The organism is Kaistella montana, from assembly GCF_024436175.1.
Classification (GTDB): domain Bacteria; phylum Bacteroidota; class Bacteroidia; order Flavobacteriales; family Weeksellaceae; genus Kaistella; species Kaistella montana.
Genome location: NZ_JANFQP010000001.1, coordinates 1,225,161 through 1,246,542, shown reverse-complemented (window position 1 = coordinate 1,246,542; position 21,382 = coordinate 1,225,161). Strand labels below are relative to the sequence as shown.

The 21,382-nt window shown below is 36.4% G+C and carries 19 protein-coding genes; 11 read left to right on the top strand and 8 right to left on the bottom strand.

Translation table 11 applies throughout. The features are described from left to right. Positions 1 to 20 precede the first annotated feature (20 nt). Complete coding sequence (locus NOV28_RS05690; protein ID WP_255928466.1) at positions 21 to 674, bottom strand: ComF family protein; 654 nt, start codon at positions 672 to 674, stop codon at positions 21 to 23. 45 nt (positions 675 to 719) lie between these two features. Then, positions 720 to 2,189 (bottom strand): helix-turn-helix domain-containing protein, encoded by a 1,470-nt coding sequence (locus tag NOV28_RS05685; RefSeq protein ID WP_255928464.1) that lies wholly within the window; start codon positions 2,187 to 2,189, stop codon positions 720 to 722. A gap of 175 nt (positions 2,190 to 2,364) precedes the next feature. On the opposite strand from NOV28_RS05685, the gene aceB reads away from it, so the two are divergent. The 6 genes from aceB to NOV28_RS05655 all read left to right on the top strand — a co-directional run bounded on the left by aceB (position 2,365) and on the right by NOV28_RS05655 (position 10,827). Continuing rightward, positions 2,365 to 3,942, top strand: coding sequence for a malate synthase A (gene aceB, locus NOV28_RS05680; RefSeq protein WP_255928462.1), 1,578 nt, complete (start codon positions 2,365 to 2,367; stop codon positions 3,940 to 3,942). Between the two features lie 48 nt (positions 3,943 to 3,990). Further along, positions 3,991 to 5,277 (top strand): isocitrate lyase, encoded by a 1,287-nt coding sequence (gene aceA / locus NOV28_RS05675; RefSeq protein ID WP_255928460.1) that lies wholly within the window; start codon positions 3,991 to 3,993, stop codon positions 5,275 to 5,277. 144 nt (positions 5,278 to 5,421) lie between these two features. After that, complete coding sequence (locus tag NOV28_RS05670) at positions 5,422 to 5,871, top strand: 6-pyruvoyl trahydropterin synthase family protein (RefSeq protein ID WP_255928458.1); 450 nt, start codon at positions 5,422 to 5,424, stop codon at positions 5,869 to 5,871. Positions 5,872 to 5,930: 59 nt separating this feature from the next. Then, positions 5,931 to 6,698 carry a UDP-2,3-diacylglucosamine diphosphatase gene (locus tag NOV28_RS05665; protein WP_255928456.1) on the top strand — a complete coding sequence of 256 codons (768 nt, stop codon included), beginning with the start codon at positions 5,931 to 5,933 and terminating at the stop codon, positions 6,696 to 6,698. A 79-nt stretch (positions 6,699 to 6,777) separates the two neighbouring features. Continuing rightward, positions 6,778 to 7,788, top strand: a complete 1,011-nt coding sequence (locus NOV28_RS05660; protein WP_255928454.1) for a LuxE/PaaK family acyltransferase — start codon at positions 6,778 to 6,780, stop codon at positions 7,786 to 7,788. Between the two features lie 165 nt (positions 7,789 to 7,953). Next, on the top strand, positions 7,954 to 10,827 hold the full coding sequence (locus NOV28_RS05655) for an alpha-amylase family glycosyl hydrolase (RefSeq protein ID WP_255928452.1): 2,874 nt from the start codon (positions 7,954 to 7,956) through the stop codon (positions 10,825 to 10,827). A 77-nt stretch (positions 10,828 to 10,904) separates the two neighbouring features. On the opposite strand, the gene NOV28_RS05650 is transcribed toward NOV28_RS05655, so the two are convergent. The 3 genes from NOV28_RS05650 to pfkA all read right to left on the bottom strand — a co-directional run bounded on the left by NOV28_RS05650 (position 10,905) and on the right by pfkA (position 13,939). Further along, positions 10,905 to 11,699: a LuxR C-terminal-related transcriptional regulator gene (locus NOV28_RS05650; RefSeq protein ID WP_255928450.1), complete on the bottom strand. Its 795-nt coding sequence runs from the start codon at positions 11,697 to 11,699 to the stop codon at positions 10,905 to 10,907. 191 nt (positions 11,700 to 11,890) lie between these two features. Then, positions 11,891 to 12,895: a type I glyceraldehyde-3-phosphate dehydrogenase gene (gene gap, locus NOV28_RS05645; RefSeq protein WP_255928448.1), complete on the bottom strand. Its 1,005-nt coding sequence runs from the start codon at positions 12,893 to 12,895 to the stop codon at positions 11,891 to 11,893. Between the two features lie 57 nt (positions 12,896 to 12,952). Further along, positions 12,953 to 13,939, bottom strand: a complete 987-nt coding sequence (gene pfkA, locus NOV28_RS05640) for a 6-phosphofructokinase (protein WP_255928446.1) — start codon at positions 13,937 to 13,939, stop codon at positions 12,953 to 12,955. A 97-nt stretch (positions 13,940 to 14,036) separates the two neighbouring features. Between pfkA and NOV28_RS05635 the strand changes: the two genes are divergently transcribed. From NOV28_RS05635 to NOV28_RS05620, 4 genes are all read left to right on the top strand, one after another. Further along, on the top strand, positions 14,037 to 14,387 hold the full coding sequence (locus NOV28_RS05635; protein WP_255928444.1) for a hypothetical protein: 351 nt from the start codon (positions 14,037 to 14,039) through the stop codon (positions 14,385 to 14,387). A 91-nt stretch (positions 14,388 to 14,478) separates the two neighbouring features. Further along, the gene (locus tag NOV28_RS05630) at positions 14,479 to 16,860 is read left to right on the top strand and encodes a TonB-dependent receptor (RefSeq protein ID WP_255928442.1); all 2,382 of its coding nucleotides are present in this window, start codon (positions 14,479 to 14,481) and stop codon (positions 16,858 to 16,860) included. Positions 16,861 to 16,915: 55 nt separating this feature from the next. Beyond that, entirely contained in the window at positions 16,916 to 17,476 is a 561-nt protein-coding gene (locus NOV28_RS05625) for a hypothetical protein (protein ID WP_255928440.1), read from the top strand. 180 nt (positions 17,477 to 17,656) lie between these two features. Further along, complete coding sequence (locus tag NOV28_RS05620) at positions 17,657 to 18,991, top strand: trigger factor (protein WP_255928438.1); 1,335 nt, start codon at positions 17,657 to 17,659, stop codon at positions 18,989 to 18,991. 92 nt (positions 18,992 to 19,083) lie between these two features. Here NOV28_RS05620 and NOV28_RS05615 read toward each other — a convergent pair whose 3' ends face one another. Both NOV28_RS05615 and NOV28_RS05610 read right to left on the bottom strand, forming a co-directional pair. Continuing rightward, on the bottom strand, positions 19,084 to 19,668 hold the full coding sequence (locus NOV28_RS05615) for a DUF3109 family protein (protein WP_255928436.1): 585 nt from the start codon (positions 19,666 to 19,668) through the stop codon (positions 19,084 to 19,086). A gap of 13 nt (positions 19,669 to 19,681) precedes the next feature. Continuing rightward, on the bottom strand, positions 19,682 to 20,584 hold the full coding sequence (locus NOV28_RS05610; protein ID WP_255928435.1) for a DUF6427 family protein: 903 nt from the start codon (positions 20,582 to 20,584) through the stop codon (positions 19,682 to 19,684). A gap of 42 nt (positions 20,585 to 20,626) precedes the next feature. Here NOV28_RS05610 and NOV28_RS05605 point away from each other — a divergent pair, with 42 nt between their 5' ends. Next, on the top strand, positions 20,627 to 20,863 hold the full coding sequence (locus NOV28_RS05605; RefSeq protein ID WP_255928433.1) for a hypothetical protein: 237 nt from the start codon (positions 20,627 to 20,629) through the stop codon (positions 20,861 to 20,863). 77 nt (positions 20,864 to 20,940) lie between these two features. Here NOV28_RS05605 and NOV28_RS05600 read toward each other — a convergent pair whose 3' ends face one another. Next, positions 20,941 to 21,375, bottom strand: coding sequence for a universal stress protein (locus NOV28_RS05600; RefSeq protein WP_255928431.1), 435 nt, complete (start codon positions 21,373 to 21,375; stop codon positions 20,941 to 20,943). Between the last annotated feature and the right edge of the window lie 7 nt (positions 21,376 to 21,382).

Genomic DNA, 21,382 nt, shown 5'->3' with positions numbered 1-21,382 from the left:
GTGAAGGATTTTTTTTTCGTTTAATCTGTCGCGATCATTAAAACAGAAACAGTGTTATTAGGATATTTTAGGATTTCCCACGCTATCGAACTTATCGTGTTTCCAGTCGTGAAAACATCATCAATCAATAAAATATGTTTCCCGGAAATTTCTTTCGTGATGCTGAAAAGATTTTGCGTTGCTTCACGTTCTTTTCGGCTCCTTTTCGCCTGCGCTTTTTTGTGAAAATTTCGTCGAATTAAAGTGTGGTCAAAAGGGATTCTTAATTCTTTAGAAAGAGTTTCGGCGTAGAGATGAAGCTGGTTGTAGCCTCGCTTTCTCAACTTTTTTGGATGTAGTGGAACGGTGACCAAAACATCGAAAATTAAGTTTTTTACATCGGTTTTTTCTAAAGTCCAATTGGCTAAAATTTTCCCGATTTTTTCCCGATTTCCATATTTGAGTTGATGTACGATTTTTCTGCTGAGATTTTCTTTTTCAAATTGTAGCAAAGCCACCGCATTCTCTACTGGGAAAAGTAATGAACATTTTTCTTTAAGTAAATTATTTTCCGATAAATGATTGTGTGTAAAATGAATTTGGTCATAACACAATCCGCAAACCACTTCTTCCGAAGATATTATTCGGTTACACTCGAGACATCGATTCGGGAAAAGAAGTTGCAGAGGATTCAAATACAATCATTTATGTTCTAAAATTACAAAATTAAACCATTCGATTTACAACAAATTTTTCCTGATTTTTTCAATGGATTTTTTCATTTCTTCGTTGAAAAGTTCTTTCTCCAAACGGATTGGTGGCGCTTGTCGTACTTCGCAATCGGAAATGCTGCAGGTTTCGCAGGTTACACCGACGTTGATGGTTTTTATTCGGTCGCTTTTGGCAAATTTTATTTTCTTTAAAGAATTGGTGTTGAGTAAAATTCCCAAACAATAACTGCGGTTTGTGCCGTCAGAAAAAGGGTTTTTCTGCGAAGTTGAAATCACCAAATATGAAAGTCCACTGTCTTTGTAATGCGAAATTTGCGCATCGGTAAGTTTTTCATTTTCCTTTAAACTTACTAAATTTTTCACAGCAATCCATCTTCGACAATAATGTTCGTTGGTAGCGTTGGCGTGTGGAGCTTGTTGTTGATTGAGGTGTAACTCTTTAAAAATCTGTATTTTATCTGAATTTTTCTTTTTGGTAAAACAAAGATAAAAGAGATCTTTAATCCCTAATTCCGGCGGAAGAATGTTCGTTAATCGATAATAAAAAGTTTCCGGTGAGTTGGTAAATTCTTGAATTAATTGATCGAAAACTTCGGGTTCCCATTCTTTCGATTGAAAAAAATCGTTCAATTTTTCAGTTACAGCATCTTTTGGAATCAATAAACATCCGGCAAAATAGGCCGCATGAAAATTATTTAACAAACTTTCAAAGCTGGTAAAATCCAACCAAGAATAAGTATTCGGACGCGGATTAAGATTTAAAACATTAAAACCAATTTCCTTAGCAAAAATGAAGGTTCGTTGGTCTTCGCTGAGCATTTCGTTCAGTAAAAGAAGTTTTTTTTCTGGAATAAAAAGCGACCGCAATTTCCCGGAAGCTCCGAAATTTTCAAAATTCATCGTTCTGATTTCGTAACCAAAAGATTGAATTAAAAGTTGTTCAAAATCTTCAGCTTTCGGTTTTGCATTTAGTTGATTTTCAATAAAATAACTTTGTGCTTTTTCCTCAATTTCCGGGAAGTAATTGTCATAAAGTTCCTGAAAACTTCGCAAAACAGCAAAATAAAATCGTTCTTTTCCTAAATTGTAATTCTGCGAAATTTCGATCAACGTGTTGATAAAAGCGGTCACTTTTTTCGGCGCATCACTGATGATGCTGATGAGGTTGCTCTTGTTAATTCCAAAAAGTTCGAGCGGAATTTCCTTAAAAAAATCCGATTGCAAAATTTCGGTGAATGGGGCGAGGCTTTTATCAAGTTTTGTGGACACCAAATCGTCGTAACTGCAACCTAATTTTTCGGAAATGTGAATGATTTTATCGTGTTTCGGGAATTTTTTTCCGTTTTCGATCTCGTTCAAATAAGATTTCGACATGCCGGTTTCATTGGCCAAATCTTGTAGCGACCAATTTTTTTTTTGCCGCTGCTGCTTGAGTTTCAGGCCGAAAACTGTTTTGATAAAATTGCCGTCGTTTGTCATTTTTTTTTCTATTGAATACAATTTATAATCTTTCTAAAGATTTACTTGAAAATCCGATTGATACAAAGTTAATAAAAAAAATATTATTTGTTCGCAAATTTATTTTCTAGCGAACGTTCGCTAATTAAAATATTTTGTATAAGTTTGTACAACCAATCCCGATAAATATTTCATTATGGAAACAGCCACCCAATTTAGAATTCATGCAAAAGAGCAGTACGACGAAATTTTTACACCGGAACTTGTTGATTTCTTAACCGAACTTCATAGTGTTTTCGAGGAAGAAAGAGACCGTCTTTTAATTGCCCGAAAGATGCGTCAAATTGAATTTGATCATCATCAATTGCCCAATTTTCTTCCTGAAACTGAAGACATAAGATCCGGAAATTGGGTTTGCAATCCGCTTCCGAAAGATTTGTTGGATCGTCGTGTGGAAATTACCGGTCCGGTTGAGCGAAAAATGATTATTAATGCTCTTAATTCCGGTGCTTCTGCTTTTATGGCCGATTTTGAAGACAGCAATTCGCCAACTTGGGAAAATTGTATGGAAGGACAAATCAACCTTTCCGAAGCGGTGAACAAAACCATCAGTTTTGAAAATGAAAATGGTAAACAATACACACTTAATCAAGAATTAGCGACACTTTTGGTTCGTCCGAGAGGGCTTCATTTGGAAGAAAAAAACATTGAAATTAATGGTAAAAAAGCTTCAGGTTCTTTAATCGATTTCGGAATTTTCTTCTTTCGAAATGCGCAAAAATTGATCGAAAACGGAAGTGGGCCTTATTTTTATCTTCCAAAATTGGAGCATTACAAAGAAGCAAAATGGTGGAATGAAGTGTTTAATTTTTCTCAAGATTACCTGAAAATTTCGCGAGGAACGATCAAAGCAACGGTTTTGATTGAGACGATTACAGCGGCTTTTCAAATGCACGAAATTTTATTTGAATTGAAAGAGCACAGTTCCGGATTGAATTGCGGAAGATGGGATTATATTTTTTCTTACATCAAAAAATTCAGAAATCTTCCGGAGTTTTTGGTTCCCGATCGCGATCAGGTGACGATGACTTCGCCTTTCATGAGCGCTTATTCGAAGTTGGTGATTAAAGTTTGTCATCAAAGAAATGTGCACGCGATGGGCGGAATGGCAGCTCAAATTCCAGTAAAAAATAACGAATCGGAAAACGAGATTGCTTTTGCAAAAGTGCGTGCCGACAAAGAAAGAGAAGTGAAAAACGGGCACGACGGAACTTGGGTGGCGCATCCCGGTTTGGTGAAAGTGGCGAAAGATATTTTTGATGAATTCATGCCTTCGCCGAATCAAATTGACAAGAAATTTGAAGAATATCAGATTTCGGAAGCGGATTTATTGGAAATTCCAAAAGGCACAATCACCGAAAAGGGAGTTCAAAAAAATATCAATGTCGGAATTCTTTACATCGAATCTTGGTTGATGGGCGTTGGAGCCGCCGCACTTTATAACTTGATGGAAGATGCCGCAACAGCCGAAATTTCGAGAACACAAATTTGGCAATGGCTGAAAAATGAAGCAAAATTAGACGATGGAAGAATATTGCTTCCGGAAATGATCCTCGAATGGCAAACCGAAGAACTTCAAAAAATTAAAGAATATGTCGGTGAAGAGCGGTTTGCTTCCGGAAAGTTTGAACTCGCTACCGAAATTTTTGACGGAATTGTTTTAAACGACCATTTTGTGGAGTTTTTAACCTTGGAAGCTTATCAATATTTATAAAAGAATTCAAAAAGTAAAATTTAATTAAAAAATCAAATCCAAAATATTATGAAAAATCACGAACAAATCCAGAAAATGGAAAAAGATTGGTTAGAAAACCCAAGATGGAACGGGATTAAAAGACCTTATTCTGCAGAAGAAGTGCTAAAATTAAGAGGTTCTTATCAACTCGATTATACGGTTGCGAGACTCATGTCTGAAAAATTATGGGAAAAACTCAACAGCCAAGATTTTGTGGCGGCTTTGGGTGCACTTACCGGAAATCAGGCGGTTCAAGAAGTTGATGCAGGTTTAGAAGCGATTTATCTTTCCGGTTGGCAAGTGGCTGCAGATGCCAATTTGAGCGGGGAAATGTATCCTGATCAAAGTCTTTATCCAGCGAATTCGGTTCCGAGTGTAGTGAAAAGAATCAATAATGCGTTGTTGAGAGCAGATCAAATTCAATCGGTAAATGAAGTGGATGAAGTGAACAGAAAAAATTATCTGGTTCCGATTGTTGCCGATGCAGAAGCTGGTTTCGGAGGAAATTTGAATGCTTTTGAACTGATGAAACAAATGATTGAAGCCGGAGCGGCGGGTGTTCATTTTGAAGATCAATTATCATCTGCCAAAAAATGCGGACATCTCGGTGGGAAAGTTTTGGTTCCTACGCAAGAAGCTGTAAATAAATTGATTGCAGCTCGTTTGGCAGCCGATGTTTGTGGCGTTCCGACACTTTTGGTGGCAAGGACCGATGCTGATGCTGCGGATTTGTTGACTTCGGATATCGACGATAGAGACAAAAAATTTGTTACAGGAACTCGTACAACTGAAGGCTTTTTTGAAGTGAAAAATGGAGTAGAACAGGGCATCGACAGAGGTTTGTCGTACGCGCCTTACGCGGATTTGATTTGGATGGAAACTTCAAATCCGGATTTGGATTATGCCAGAAAATTTGCGGAAGGAATCCATGCGAAATTTCCTGGAAAAATGCTTGCTTACAATTGTTCGCCGTCTTTCAACTGGGCAGCAAAACTTTCAGTGGAGGAAATGGAAACGTTCCGTGAAGAGCTTGCAAAAATGGGTTACAAATTCCAATTCATCACTTTGGCAGGTTTCCATGCTTTGAATACTTCGATGTTTGAATTGGCTTTAGCTTATAAAAAACGAGGAATGGCGGGCTATTCCGAACTTCAGGAAAGAGAATTTGCTTTGCAAAAAGAAGGGTTCCGCGCGGTAAAACATCAAAGTTTTGTAGGAACCGGCTATTTCGATGCACTACAAACCGTCATTACTGCGGGGAATTCTTCTGTAGTTGCGATGAAAGATTCTACCGAATCGGCACAGTTTCATTAATTATATTCTTTAATAATTGTTATTTTAAAGTCCTTCTGCTTTTTTTGCAGAGGGATTTTTTAGCTTTGAATTTGAGAATTATTCTATCTTAATAAAGTTTTTTCAATACCATTGCGATCTTTTAACTTTCTTTATCTTTGCAAAATGATACGTATTACCAAAATTTTCACTTTCGAAACCGCTCATGTTCTGTACAATTACGACGGAAAATGCAAAAATATGCACGGGCACTCCTACAAACTTTTTGTTACGGTAAAAGGAAGACCTATCAATGATTTAAATGATCCAAAAAACGGAATGGTGGTAGATTTTGGCGATATAAAAAAAATCGTCAATTCCGAGATTATCGATGTTTGGGATCATGCAGTTTTGGTAAATGGCGCTTCCCCGCACAAAGATTTAGGACAAGATTTGGAGGGAAAAGGGCACAAAGTGATTTTATGTAATTACCAGCCGACATGCGAAAATATGTTGTATGATATCGCCGAAAAGATTAAAAATAAACTTCCGAAAGAGGTGCAACTCGCTTACCTGAAACTTCACGAAACCGAAAATTCTTACGGAGAATGGTTTGCTGAAGACAATAATTCATAGTTTTTAGGTCATTCTACTAAAATTAAGAAATCAAGAAATCTGCACTTCGAAATTCATCCATGAAAATAAAATTAGAACATAATAAAAAAATATATTTCGCTTCGGACCAGCATTTTGGCGCACCAACACCAAAAGCAAGCAAATTGCGGGAAGAGAAATTTATCCGTTGGTTGGATGAAATAAAATCTGATGCGCAAGTGCTCTTTTTGATGGGGGATTTATTCGATTTTTGGCATGAATGGAATCATGTAATTCCGAAAGGATATGTTCGTGTTTTGGGCAAATTGGCTGAATTGAAAGATTCCGGAGTTGAACTTTTCATGTTTGTGGGAAATCACGATTTGTGGATGAAAAACTACTTCGAGGAAGAAATTGGATGCACGGTTTTTTTCGAAAAACAATACTTTGAAATTAACGGGAAAAATTTTCTTTTGGCTCATGGCGACGGGTTAGGACCGGGCGACAAAGGCTATAAAAGAATGAAGAAATTATTCACCAATCCGCTTGCTCAATGGGCTTTCAAGTGGCTTCATCCGGATATTGCGATGAAGGTAGCAATTTATTTCTCAACAAAAAATAAAATGATTTCCGGCGAGGAAGACAAAGAATTTTTGGGAGAAGACAAAGAATTTTTGATTGTATATTCCAAGGAAAAACTCAAAACAGAGAATATCGATTATTTTGTTTATGGTCATCGTCATTTGCCGATGGTTTTAGATTTAAAATCAAACGAAAACGAAGCAAAATATGTCAATCTCGGCGATTGGATTTCATATTTTACTTATGGTGAATTCCAGCAGGATTTTGAATTGAAAATTTGGGAGTGATGAAATTTTAATTTTAAACACAAAGCCACAAAGGTTTCACGAAGAATATTGTGTTAAAAAAAGTATTAAAAAAATAGATTTGAAAAATATCTTCAACATAAAAACAGAAGCCGATTTTCGTGAGAAATGTTTGGAAACTTTTCGTTATCAATATGAAAATGTGGAAGTTTACCGAAAATTTTGTGACTATCTTCGGGTGAATCCGAGTGAAATACAAGAAGTTGATGATATTCCTTTTCTGCCAATAGAAATGTTCAAAAATCATTTGGTTTTAGATGAAAATTTTTCTGTCGAACAGTATTTTCAAAGTTCGGGTACCACGCAAATGAACCGTTCGAAGCATTTCATCGCCGATTTTGGTTTGTATGAAGAAAGCATTTATAACAGCTTTGAAAAATTTATCGGAAAGCCGGAAGATTTTATATTCCTTGGATTATTACCTAATTATTCCGAAAATCCACATTCGTCATTGATTTATATGGTCGATTTTCTGATGAAAAAATCCGGAAAACCTGAAAACGGATATTTTCTTTATAATCACCAGGAATTGTTTGAACTTTTACAAAATTTAAAGGAGAAAAAAGTAATTCTCTTCGGAGTTTCTTTCGCGCTTTTAGATTTTTTGGATTCATTTTCCGAGAACCTCAATTTTTCGGATTTATTCATCATCGAAACTGGCGGAATGAAAGGAAGAAAAGAAGAAATGACGAAAGATGAATTGCTGAAAATTTTGCAAAAAGGTTTCGGAACCGATCGGATTTTTTCCGAATATTCAATGACCGAATTGCTTTCCCAAGCGTATTCATTAGGCAAAAACATTTACGAAACGCCCAGTTGGATGCGGATTCTCGTTAGAAATACCGAAGATCCGTTTTCGTATGTAGAAAAGGGCAGAACTGGCGCAATCAATATCATCGATTTAGCAAATGTTCATTCTTGCAGTTTCATTGCAACCCAGGATTTAGGAAAAATTGTTGAAAATTCTCAAGTGTCATCGTCTTTAGAAAATGAAATTTCAAGTCCAAGATTTCAGGTTCTGGGAAGGATTGATCATTCAGATATTCGTGGTTGCAGTTTGTTGGTTTCTTAGAAAACTTTTTTACGATCCCTTAAAATAGATTCCGATTTTTTCAGCATTTTTTAAATAAAGATTTGCATTATTGAAATTTTTATGACTTTTAAATGAGAATTTGTAGAGAATGTTTTTTTTTGATTACATTTTCTTACTTTTACACTCATTAAAATTTATAATGCTATGAAATATTTTTATACGCTGATGTTGGCTTTTTTGCTGCCTTATCTAGCTATCGCACAACAAACCGTTTCGTATTCGGTGAGTCCGCCGACTTTCAACGAAACCGAAGCGATTACAATTACTTTTACCGTAAATGAAACTAATTTCGGAGTTGCAACTTCGCATGCGCTTTATTTATGGGCATGGTCGATTGATTCGAGCAACACCAGCGCCGATTCTCCAACCAACGGAACTTGGACCGCCTCAAGTGCTGCTAACAAATTGACTTATGTTTCCAGTTCAGGTTCTACGGGAACTTACACTTTTACCATGAACACCGTGAAATCTTTCTACGGAAACCGCCCAAACCCGCTTACTAAAATCGGTTTTTTGGTAAAAACAATAAACGGATCTGTTCAATCTCAGGATATTTTTGTCAATGTTGGGAAATTCCAATTTAATTTAACCAATCCTATTGAAGGAAGCACCAATGTGGTGAATTCCGGAACAGTGATAAATGTTACCGGAACTTCCTCGCAGCCTGCAAATTATGTGGTGAAAGCCAATGGAAATACTGTTTATACAAGTTCTTCGGCTTCTACTTCTTTAAATTTTCCTTATACCGTAACCCAAGATGCGAATATGGAAGTGGTGGCGACGAATGCAGCAGATGGAACTGTGGTAACGAAAACATTCACCGTTTCTCTTGCGATTCCGGTTCAATCGGCTGCGATTCCAGCTTATATGAGACAAGGAATTAATTATGATCCAGCCGATCCAACAAAAGTAGGATTGGCGCTTTACGCACCTGGAAAAGCGTATGTGCACGTGATCGGAAGCTTCAATAATTGGACGGTGAGTGCAAATTATCTGATGAAAAAAGATACCACAAATCCTAATCTTTATTGGATTGAAATTACGGGTTTAACGCCTCAGCAAATTTATACTTTCCAATATAGAACCGCGGACGGAATTAAGGTTGCGGATCCTTATTCGCCTTTGGTTTTATCGCCTTATGATGATCAGTATATTAACCAAAACGGGGTGGTTGTTTATCCAAATCTTCCAGCTTATCCGACTGGTCAGGATTTCGAAGTTTCTGTAATTCAAACTGCAAAACCAGCTTATAACTGGACGGTAACCAACTTTGCTAAACCAGCAAAAGAGAATTTAATTATATATGAATTGTTGGTAAGAGATTTTACAACTCAAAAAACTTGGCAATCTTTAATTGATAAAATTTCATATCTGAAATCATTAAAAATCAATGCAGTTGAATTAATGCCGGTGATGGAATTTGATGGAAACAGTTCTTGGGGTTACAATACTGGATTCCATTATGCATTAGATAAAGCTTACGGAACTCCTGAAAAATTCAAAGAATTCATCGATTTATGCCACCAAAATGGAATTGCAGTGATTTTGGATATTGCCTTAAACCACGCAACCGGAAGAAGTCCAATCGAAAGAATGTGGATGGTAGATCCTGATGGTAACGGTTTCGGAGATCCTTCTGCGGATAATCCTTATTTCAACCAAGTAGCGAAACATTCTTATAGTGTATTTAATGATTTCAACCATTCAAAAGCGGAGACAAAATATTACGTAAACCGCGTTTTGGAACAATGGATTAAAGAATACAAAGTTGACGGATTCCGTTGGGATTTAACTAAAGGGTTTACGCAAAACTGTACCGCCGGAGATGATGCGTGTACCAATGCTTATCAGCAGGACAGAGTGAATATTTTGAAAGGTTATGCCGACAATCAATGGAGTTATGATCCTACTTCTTATATTATTTTTGAACATTTGGGCACCGATTCTGAAGAGCAACAATGGGCAAACTATAAAGTTTCCGAAGGAAAAGGAGTAATGATGTGGGATAAACAAACCAATCCTTATAACCAAAACACCATGGGATTTGCTGAAAGCAGCAACTTCAACAGAGTGAAATACACAACACATGGTTTCTCAGAAAGAAGAGCTGATAGCTACGGAGAAAGTCATGATGAAGAAAGAATCATGTATAAAAACATCAATTTCGGCGCTATCGGAACTGGCTACAGTACGAGAGATTTGGCTACAGCTTTAGAAAGACAAAAAGCTTATGGCGCAGTATTTCTTACCGTTCCTGGTCCGAAAATGATTTGGCAGTTTGCTGAACTTGGTTTTGACAAAAGTATTTACACCTGCGAAGATGGAATCACTGTAAACACTGAGATAGATGCAGCTCCTGGAGATTGTAAATTGAGTGAAAAACCATCTGCTTTTGGTTTGAATTATGACACTGATGCCGCCAGAAAATCTATTTATGATACTTGGGCAAAAATTTTAGAACTAAGACTTTCTCATGATGTTTTCAACACGAAAACATTCGTTGTAGAGTCAGGGAATTTGATGCCGAGACTTTATATTTATAACAATTCAACAGCAAGTGCATTGAAAAATGTTGTGATTTTAGCGAATTTTACGCTTACTTCACAAAACATTGTTCCGAATTTCCCTTATGTCGGAAATTGGTATAATTTAATGGATAACACTTCGATGTCGGTTACAGATACTGCCGCGCCAATCACCATCGAACCGGGAGGATTTAGAATTTTTGGGAATGCATCTGCTTTAGCAACCGATGAGGTGGGCTCTTCTAAAAATGCAGTTTCGCTCGTTCTTACTCAAAACCCAGTGAGCAACGGAAATGCTACCATTCGCTACGCCAACGCGAAAAACGGATCACTTGCAATCTATGATTTGACAGGATCTTTGGTAAAAACCGTGAAGGTAACGAAAGATAATGGCGATGAAACTATTTCTGTAAACGGATTAAAATCAGGAATGTATTTACTTCAGCTAAAATCTGATAAAGGAGTTGCAGTAGCGAAATTGATCGTGAAATAACTTTAAATTTTTATATAAATAAAAACGGTTTGCAAAAAATGCAGACCGTTTTTTATTTTAATGAAAAAGATAAAATACTAAATAATCGCCAATTCCAAAGCTTTTCGGATGAGGTCTTTGGAGTTCTTAGCTTGAAGTTTTTTCAAAATATTTTTTCGGTGAGATTTTACAGTGTGTTCTGAAATATTCAGGATTTGCGAAATTTCGTTCCCAGAGCTTCCCTTGGCGATGTGGTTTAGAATTTCTAATTCACGAGGAGTGAGTTTTTCAAAAATAGTTGAAAATGGTAAATAGGAGCTTTTTTCAAGTTTTATTTGATGAAAATCATTGCGAGAACCAATTCCTGAAACCAAAATTGTATAAGGATTATTTTCCGTAAGATGTTGGATATTGGTATGAATATTAATCGATTGAATGATTCTTCTATCCTCGGAAAGCTCTGTGTGCAAAGCCTGATGATGAAATAATTCGTAATTTCCATTGGCAGTAAGCATTCGGAAACAATAAGAGGCTTTTAGTTCCAAGGCGTGAGAAAGACCGATAGATTTTACTTTTTCATAAGATTTGCTTTCGGCTTCTATCACGAAAGGGAGATCTTCCGGATGGATAAGATTGATAATTTCTGAGACTTTCTTCGGATATTCTTGAAGTGGATGCATTTCCAGAATATTTGGATGATGGTTGGTAATGGAGCCATTGGGAATATTAAGTACATAATAATAATATTTTCCGGCAGCGAAGAAATCTGCAAAAATCTTTTCTACTTCAGGAGGATTTGTTGGCTGAATTTCGGGTGAAATGCTGCCAAACTCTTTGTCCCAAACTTTTTTTAATACATGATGGTCTTCCGAATTTTCTTTTTCTTTAGCCATATCCTTGAAATTTATGGTTAAATATAATAAAAATTTAATGAAAAATCCCCCAAAAGGGGGATTTTTTAATCAATATTAAAAATATACTTTTGCATTAATACAAATGATGAAGAAAATGCAGGAAATTTTAATTTTGAAAAAAACCTTCCAATATTATTGGAAGGTTTTGATTCGTATGAAGGTATTGTTTCTTATAAAGAAGCAGAATGTACCAACATATCTACTAATTTATTAGAGTATCCCATTTCGTTATCGTACCAAGATACCAGTTTCACGAAGTTTGGTGAAAGCATGATTCCCGCATCTTTATCGAATACAGAAGTTCTTTTTTCTCCTACGAAATCCTGAGAAACTACAGCATCTTCGGTATAACCAAGAATTCCTTTTAATTCCCCTTCTGAAGCCGTTTTGATTGCAGCGCAAATTTCGTCATAAGAAGTAGCTTTTTCTAATCTTACTGTTAAATCTACTACAGAAACGTCAGCAGTTGGAACTCTGAAAGACATTCCGGTCAATTTTCCGTTCAATGAAGGAATTACTTTTCCTACAGCTTTCGCAGCTCCGGTAGAAGATGGGATGATGTTGTTCAATGCAGAACGGCCACCTCTCCAATCTTTCATTGAAGGACCGTCAACAGTTTTCTGAGTTGCAGTAGTTGCGTGTACAGTAGTCATCAAACCTTCTACAATTCCGAAGTTATCGTGAATTACTTTTGCTAAAGGAGCAAGACAGTTGGTAGTACAAGATGCGTTAGAAAGAATTTTGATATCGTCGGTTAATTCTTTGTGGTTTACACCCATTACGAACATTGGCGTATCATCTTTTGGTGGAGCAGAAAGGATTACTTTTTTCGCACCAGCATTGATATGCGCTTGAGCTGAATCTGTTGATAAAAATAAACCGGTAGATTCTACGATGTATTCAGCGCCTACTTCGTTCCATTTTAGGTTGTTAGGATCTTTTTCAGCAGTTACTCTGATTTTTTTACCATTTACGATAAGGTCATTTCCTTCTACAGAAACTTCTCCTTTGAATTCGCCGTGTACAGAATCATACTTTAGCATATAAGCCATATATTCGGCATTGATAAGGTCGTTGATTCCTACTACCTCGATGTTTTCTCTCTCGGTCATTGCTCTGAAAACTAGACGACCAATTCTACCGAATCCGTTGATTCCTACTTTGATTGTTGACATAATATTTTGTTTATTAATTATTATTTGTTCTATTAATTTTGTTTTTATTCTTGAGGCTTAAATGGCTAAAATTTCGGATAGTAACATCAATTCCTGATTGATTTCGTTGTGTTTTTTGATTGCTTCTTCAAACGGAGTGAATACCAAAGTATTCGATTGTAAACCAGCCATTACATTGGTTTTTCCTTCCATTAAACCTGTTACAGCGCCAAAACCTAATCTGCTCGCTAGAACTCTGTCGGCACAACTTGGTGAACCGCCTCTTTGGATGTGTCCCAAAATTGCTACTCGAATATCATAATCTGGGAAACCTGCTTTTGTGGCTTTCGCTAAATCGTAGATACTGCCTAGTTTTTCACCTTCCGCTACTACAACAATACTGGATGATTTTCCTGCTTTTTCTGCTCTCTCGAAAGTAGCAAAAAGATCTTCAATACTGTCTTTTTTCTCAGGAATCAAAATATCTACTGCGCCGGTTGCTAATCCACTGTTTAGGGCGATAAATCCAGCATCGCGACCCATCACTTCTACGAAAAAAACGCGGTTGTGGGAAGTTGCAGTATCACGGATTTTATCAATGGCTTCCATTGCAGTATTCAGAGCGGTATCGTAGCCAATCGTATTGTCGGTCCCGAAAATATCGTTGTCGATAGTTCCTGGAACTCCGATTACTTTAATGCCAAATTCTTCATTGAAAATTTTTGCTCCGGTAAAAGTACCGTCACCGCCGATGCAAACGAGCCCGTCGATGCCGTGTTTTAAGCAGTTGTCGTAGGCTTTTTGTCGGCCTTCTTTGGTTTTGAATTCCAAGGATCGGGCAGAACGCAAAATAGTACCACCTGCGCCGATGATGTTTTTTACGGATCGAGGACCCATCTTCGTAAAATCGTCATGGATCAGACCGTTATAGCCTTCTCTCACCCCAAAACATTCAATATTATAATGGTTAGCAGTTCTTACAACTGCTCTCAGTGCGGCATTCATACCGGGCGCATCGCCACCGGAAGTGAGAACCGCAATCTTTTTTACAGCGCTTTCGTTCATACATAATAATTTCTTTACAAATTTACGAAAACAAGTTTAAAGTATAAAGTTTTGCTTGATAACATTTGGTAAAATTCGCTAGATTTGCAAAATGTTGATGAAAGAACATCTGCGACGATTTTTGGCGACACTTTTTACTGGGGTCTATCTTTTCGTGGCTTTGTTTTCGCAAAACTTTCACAACCATGGCAGTGGCGAAGTTTTCAAGGATTTTCACTTTAAGAAATCCGAAAAAACATTTTCTGAAAGTTCTTTTTCAAAAAATTTCACCGACTGTCTATCTTGTCATCTTCTTCATGATGGCCATACTTTAATCCCAGAGGTTTTCGAATTATCTACAACGAAACTCATCGATTTTCGTCAGCAGATTTTCGCCTACAAACAGAGATTTTCTTCTCTGGAATTCCTCAATATTCAACTTCGGGGTCCACCTGCTTATTTTATTTAATTAAGTTCATTTTTCCGAAAATGAAATGCTAAAGATTTGATTGGTAAATCTTTACGGCTTTATGTATTTACTTAATACTTAAATTAATTTAATGAAATTCTTATTCAATTTCTTGTTGGTCTTTTTTGGACTAACAATCGTCAATGCGCAAAATACGTTCAAAGTTCAAGGAAAAATTATTGATTTCCATGATAAAATCCCTTTGAAAAACGCCACTATTAAAATCGGAAATAATACTGAAACTTCCGATGAAAATGGCAATTTTAACTTTAAATCTATTAAAAAAGGAACATACACTTTGTTGGCTTCTCATCCGGATTGTCAGTCTTTCTCTGAAGAAATCATCGTAGATAAAAACTTGGAAATTACCTTGAATCTGGAACATCATATCTCCGACATCGAAACGGTGAATATTCATGCGATGCATAAAAAAGAAGGTTCCGTACTGATTAAAACTTTAAGCAAAGAGCAAATTGATCAGAATTCTACGGAAAATCTTGGAAACTTACTCACTGGAATTTCAGGAGTTACAGCTTTGAAAACGGGAAATAACATTTCAAAACCTGTTATTCATGGGTTGTACGGAACTCGTGTTTCCATTATGAACAATGGGGTGAAAATGGCAGAACAGGAATGGGGAGTGGAGCACGCACCGAATGTGGATGTGAATATGTTTGAACATATTGATGTGGTGAAAGGTGCATCAGCATTGAAATACGGCAACGAAAGTGTGGGTGGAGTTGTGGTTTTAGAACCGGCAATCACTCCGAAAAAAGATACCATTTTAGGGCGTTTGAAACTCTCTGGAATATCCAACGGAAAAGGAGGCGAAGTTGCTATAGATGTCGCTAAAACTTGGGAAAACCAATGGTTTGTAAAGTCAGGCGGATCTTATAAAAAGTTGGGCGATCAATACATTCCACATCATACGTTGCAAAACACGGGAGCGGAAATCGGTTCGTTTGATTTTTCTTTCGGTAATCATGCTTTCAAGCAAGGTTTTGATGTTTTGTACAGTGGAATTCAGCAGGAATTCGGGATTTTCAAAGGAGCGCATCTCGGTGGTCCGGAAGATTTTTATAAAGCCATCAATTTGGGACAGCCTTATTTTTTAGATCAATTCAGCTACGATATCGAAAATCCAAAACAGGAAGTGAGCCATCATTTGGCGAAAATTTCTGCTTATAAAAGGTTTTTGAATATAGGGAAAATCTCTTTTCAGTACAGTTTTCAGTTGAATAACAGAAAAGAATACGACATCAGAAAAGGTGATTTGAGCGAAACTCCTTCAATGGATTTGCGATTGATTACACATAACGCAAGTTTGACGCATCTTTTGGAAAGAGGAAAATGGAGCATCGAAAGCGGGATTTCCGGTGGTGTGCAAGACAATTTCCCGAACCCTGCAACCAAAGCAAGACGTTTGATTCCTGATTATTACCGTTACGATGCCGGAATTTTTTCGGTTTTCAAATATCAAATCAATGATCAGCTGAATGCGGAAGCCGGTGCAAGATATGATTTCAACCGATATGATGCTTATAAATATTATGACGCATCCGTTTGGGAAAAATATGCGGATGCCTTTCCGGAATTCTTCGTTAAAGAAAGCGATAGCCGAGTTTTGACGCATCCGGTTTTGGATTATCATAACTTTTCGGGAAATGTGGGATTCAATTACCTTTTAAATAAAAATTGGAATTTCAAATTGAATTTTTCCCGAGCAGAACGTGCGCCAAATGCTGCGGAATTATTTGCTGATGGATTGCATCATTCTGCAGCGATTATGGAAGAAGGCGCTTTGAACATGAAGAAAGAAAGCATCAATCATTTTAATTTTTCTACCATCGCAAAAGTGGACTTTTTGAAGGGATTGTCTTTCGAAGTTAATCCTTATCTCATGTTTTCAGATTCGTTTATCAACCAGATTCCAACTGGGGTGAAATCTACCAACAGAGGTGTTTTTGTGGTGTGGAGTTATCAACAAATCAAAGCGAGAATCTTCGGAGTTGCTGCTGATGCGGAACTTAAATTTACCGATCACTTGAAGTTGAATTCTTCATTCAGCACCTTGCGTGGTGATGATTTGGGAAATGAGGAACCTTTGATTTTAATGATGCCTACAAGCTGGAGAAATGCAATAGAATGGAAATCTGAAAAATTGCCCAACCTTTTTGTAAAATTGGAAAATGAAACCGTATTTCAGCAGAAAAGATATCCGATCCGGAATCAAAATGTAGATTTCATCGAGAACGGAACTTTGGTCACCCGAGAAATCGACTACAGCTCTACGCCAGCTTCATATTCAATTTTCAATGCGACTTTTGGCTTTGATGTTTTAAAAAACATGAATGTCAATTTTAAAGTCAACAATATTTTTAATACCAACTACAAAGAATATCTCAACAGATTGAGATACTTCATGCCAGAACCGGGACGAAATTTCGTGGCAACGATTCAATTCAAATTTTAATAAAAATCTTATTTGAAAAATAATAAGAACAATTAACCTTCAAAAATTTAAAAAAATGAAAAATTTATTCAATATCACTTTAGTTTTATTTGCAGCTTTTATCTTATTTTCTTGTAGAAATAATGATGAAATCCCTGAAGATATTCATGAACATGAAGAAATCGAGAAATTGGTCGTAACTGCAACTAATAAAAATAATGCTTCGGATGTTCAAGTAGTCAATTATATCGGTGGAGCTGCTGACGTTCCTTTACATTTGGAACAAGGTGCAACTTATGCTGTGAAATTAGACTTTCAGGTGAAACATGATGGCCACTATGAAAGTGCTAATGATGAAATTATTGATGAGAAAGACGAGCATTTCATTACTTTCCAGTTTTCAGATTCTGATGTTAACGTGAGCCGCGCTTCGGATGATGTGGTAAGAACTGATGGAAAAAAATTGGGATTAAGCACTGAATGGAAAATTAATGCAGTTTCAGCAACAGCGAAAGCCAACATCAAATTGGTGCATACACCGACTTCTGTAAACCAAAATTATCCTACAGCAGACAACCAACAAGGCCAAACTTCCGGTGGCGAAACCGATGTGAATGCACTTATAAATCTTCACTAAAATTTTTTCAGCTGCAAATGCGCGATTAATCTTCAAAAATCGTGTATTTGTGGAGTTTTCAAGGAATAAATCATCTGTTTAATCGCAGGTGATTTTTTTTAGTATTTTTTATGATTTTTTAGCAAGAATCTTTTAATAAATTTTTACTATTTTTGCAACCTAAATTTTCAAAACATAACAATGAACGTTACAGCGACAAACCACGATGAAGTAAGCGCGTTACTTACAGTTACATTAGATAAATCAGATTACAAAGATAAAGTTGAAAAACAACTTATCAATTATGCAAAAAATGCACAAGTACCAGGTTTCAGAAAGGGAAAAGTGCCATTGAGCATGGTAAGAAAACAATATGAAGCAGGGATTGCCTTCGAAGAAATCAACAAACAGGTTTCTGAAGCGCTTAATAATTATGTAAACGAAAATAACCTAAGATTGGTTGGTCAACCAGTTCCACAGCCGGTTGAAGAGCTTAACCACAATGCAGATCAAGTTACTGTAGCTTTCGAAGTGGGTTACGAACCAGATTTCAAAATTGATTTGGCAAAATACGAAGCTCCTCACTACAAAGTAGAAGCTTCTGACAAAGAAATCAACCAAAGCATCGAAAACATGCAAAAAAGATTTGCAGAAAAAGTAGTACAAGAAAACATCGCTGATGATTCTCATGTTGCTTTGCAAATTAGCCAAATCGTAGAAGAAGATGCAGAAGGAGAACACCACCATCACCCAAAAAATGTGGTAATCGATGCTGAGAAAAAAGAAGCTTTCAAATTGGTGAAAGATTTGAAAATGGACGGTTCTGTGAAAATTTCTAAAGAAGATTTACAGAAAAACGAAGATTTAGCAAATGAATTAGGCTTCAGCAAAGAAGAGCTTGAACATTTACACCACGACCAACAAGAAGTTACTGTGAAAGATTTCTACGGATTGAATTTGGCAGAACTTAACCAAGAATTATTCGACAAAGTTTACGGTGAAGGAACCATTAAATCTGAAGAAGAACTTAAAGCTAAAGTAAAATCTGAACTTGACGAATACTTCCAACAAAACGCGGATGTACATTTCGTGAACAAAATTTTGGAACAAATCAACGAGAAAGAAGAAGTGAAACTTCCTGAAACTTTCTTGGTGAAATGGTTATTATTCAGCAACCCAAATATTCAGTCTGAAGAACAAGCAAAAGAAATCCTTGAAGCAGAGAAAAATCAATTGAAATACCAAATTTTGGAAGGTAAATTGATGAACGATAACGAAATCAAATTAGATTATAGCGACGTTTTAGGACAAGCTGAGCAATTGGTAAGAAATCAATTAGCAATCTACGGAATTCACCATTTAAGCGACGAAGAAATTCAGAAATACGCTGTAGAAATGTTGAAAGACCAAGAGCAAGTTCGTCAAATTTCTGCTGAAGTAGGAATGGCAAAACTAAAAGATGTAATCTTGGAAAAAGCTTCTAAAAAAGAAACCAAAATCTCTCACGATGAGTTTTTGGAAGAATTGAAGAAATAATTTTTCTAGAAATAAATAAAGAAAACCGCCTCATTTATTGAAGCGGTTTTTTTGTGATTTAAGTTTAAAAATAAAAGCTGAAATTGGTAGATTTAAGAACCAAACTCGGCTTTCCATTCATCAGCAGCGTCGCAAAGCGTGGTGTAGAATTCTTCGCCGTATTTTCTAATGAGCGGGGTTTTTAGGAATTTATACACCGGAACTTTCAATTCTTTGCCCAAAACACAAGCATCATTGCAGATTTCCCATTCGTGGTAGTTCATCGCTGTAAAAGTAGAGTATTCGGTCACACGGATCGGGTAGAGGTGACAGGAAATCGGTTTTTGCCAATCTACAGCACCGTCTTCGTAGGCTTTTTCAATTCCGCATTTGGTAATTCCTTTTTCGTCGAAAATTACGTATGCACATTCTTCGCCATTCACCATTGGAGTCACATAATCGCCGTCGTGCGGATCAATGGTCCAGGTTCCTTGCTCTTCAAGGGCTTTTACGCCTTTCGGGCGAAGATATGGTTTTACTTTATCGAAAATTTTATCAAGAATTTCTGTTTCATATTTTTCTAAAGGTGCACCTACATCGCCAGCAACACAACAAGCGCCTTTGCATTTGCTGAGGTTACACACGAATTCTTCTTCAAAAATGTCTTCAGAAATCAGTTTGTTGTCTATTTGTATCATGATTTTTTAAATATTAAAATTGTAAATAATTGGTAATTTTAAAAATTACCAAACAGATGATGATCACCCAAAGTCCGGTTTCTTTCATCCAATATTTGGGTAAAAACTTTAACATTCTGCTGAGAATGATAGATGCAGGAAGCGCCAAAAGCAGTAAATATTCGTAAGTATTGCCCATGTATAGAACAATGGTAATGAGCTGCGCCAATGAATAAATCAGCAAAAATGTGTATTTAAACTTACTGGTCGGACTTTTTTTATTGAAATGCCGGAAATGATCGATCACCGAATGAATCAGCATGAGAGCAACCGGCAAAAGCCACAATAGTTTATCAGCGTTTCTTGATGCTTCAAAGTTTTTGAATGGAAAATAAACTTCGTTCCAAGAATTCATTCCAAGAAAATAAGCAATGCTAAAATATGAAATTCCTACCAATAAAATCCCAAAAAATAACCTGAAAATATGAAGTCCAACCCGATCGGAAGTTCCGATGAGGTGGAAAATTACAAAAATAGACATTGGCCAAGTTGTTGGCAAAAATATAAAATTAAAAGCCAAAATAGCGCCTACAAGAATGACGGAATTCCTACGAACCGCCAAATCATTATCGGTAAGTAACAAAAGTATGATTGAATTGGTGAAAAGCGAAACCGCGATTCCAATATCCAAATCCCCCGGATAAAGTGCAAAAATAAATGCAGTATAAAGAAACAAAGGCAAATGCGTTTGATAATTCAGCGCGATTGTATTAAAACAAAAATATCCCAATGCAACACCTGCAAAAGTTATTATAGCGGAAATAATGCCTAATGAATTGAAATCAAGGAAGTTAAACCCTATTACGATTAAAAGAAGAATAACAATGTAAACAGGTATTGAAAAAATATTGCTTTCTTTTGAAAGTAATCGAAACATTTTTATTAATTTTGTGCAAAGTTAATTTAAAAAAGGAAAATAATGACGTCTTTCTTTCTCTTCTTAAGCAGTGCATTCAAATGGTCTTTCGGCTTTTTCGATTTTGCAGGTAATTTTCTTAATTGGGTATTATTCTTCGTAGCTTCGGCTCTGTTTACCTATTGGTGCTATGTGTTGATTACTACTTTGGGAAATAACAAAGACAAAGAGTATTTTTCACCAACTGAAGGGCATCATCCTTACTACGATCCCAAAATCCACTCTAAGAAAACTAAATAATTGATACTTATATTATTTATAGAAATCCCGTAATTCTAAGAATTACGGGATTTTTTTTTAGTAAGTTTCTTAATGAATTAATGAACTGGAATTACCAATACAGGAATTGGTGAGCGGCGCGTAAGTTCTTTGGTGAGACTCCCTACGAATACATCATAAATACCGCTTCTGCCGTGAGAACCCATTACCATATAGGCTGCATTTTTTTCTTTAGCATAATCTAAAATAATGTCGCCTGCAACACCTTGTTTCAAAAGATGTTCGCACTCGAGACCTTCCGAAAGCACACGTTGTTGAATATTATTCAAACGAAGCAGTTCTTCTTTAATCTCATTTTGCTCCACTTCCGGAAAATACTGAAATCCCATATCGCCAATCGCAAAACCGATATCTGCAGGTGCGACATGTATTAAGCAAAGTTTTCCGCCAATTTCTTTCGCAAATTTTATTGCTCCATTTATCAATTGATCTGTAGAATCACTGAAATCTACAGGTAATACAATATTTACCATAACTTTA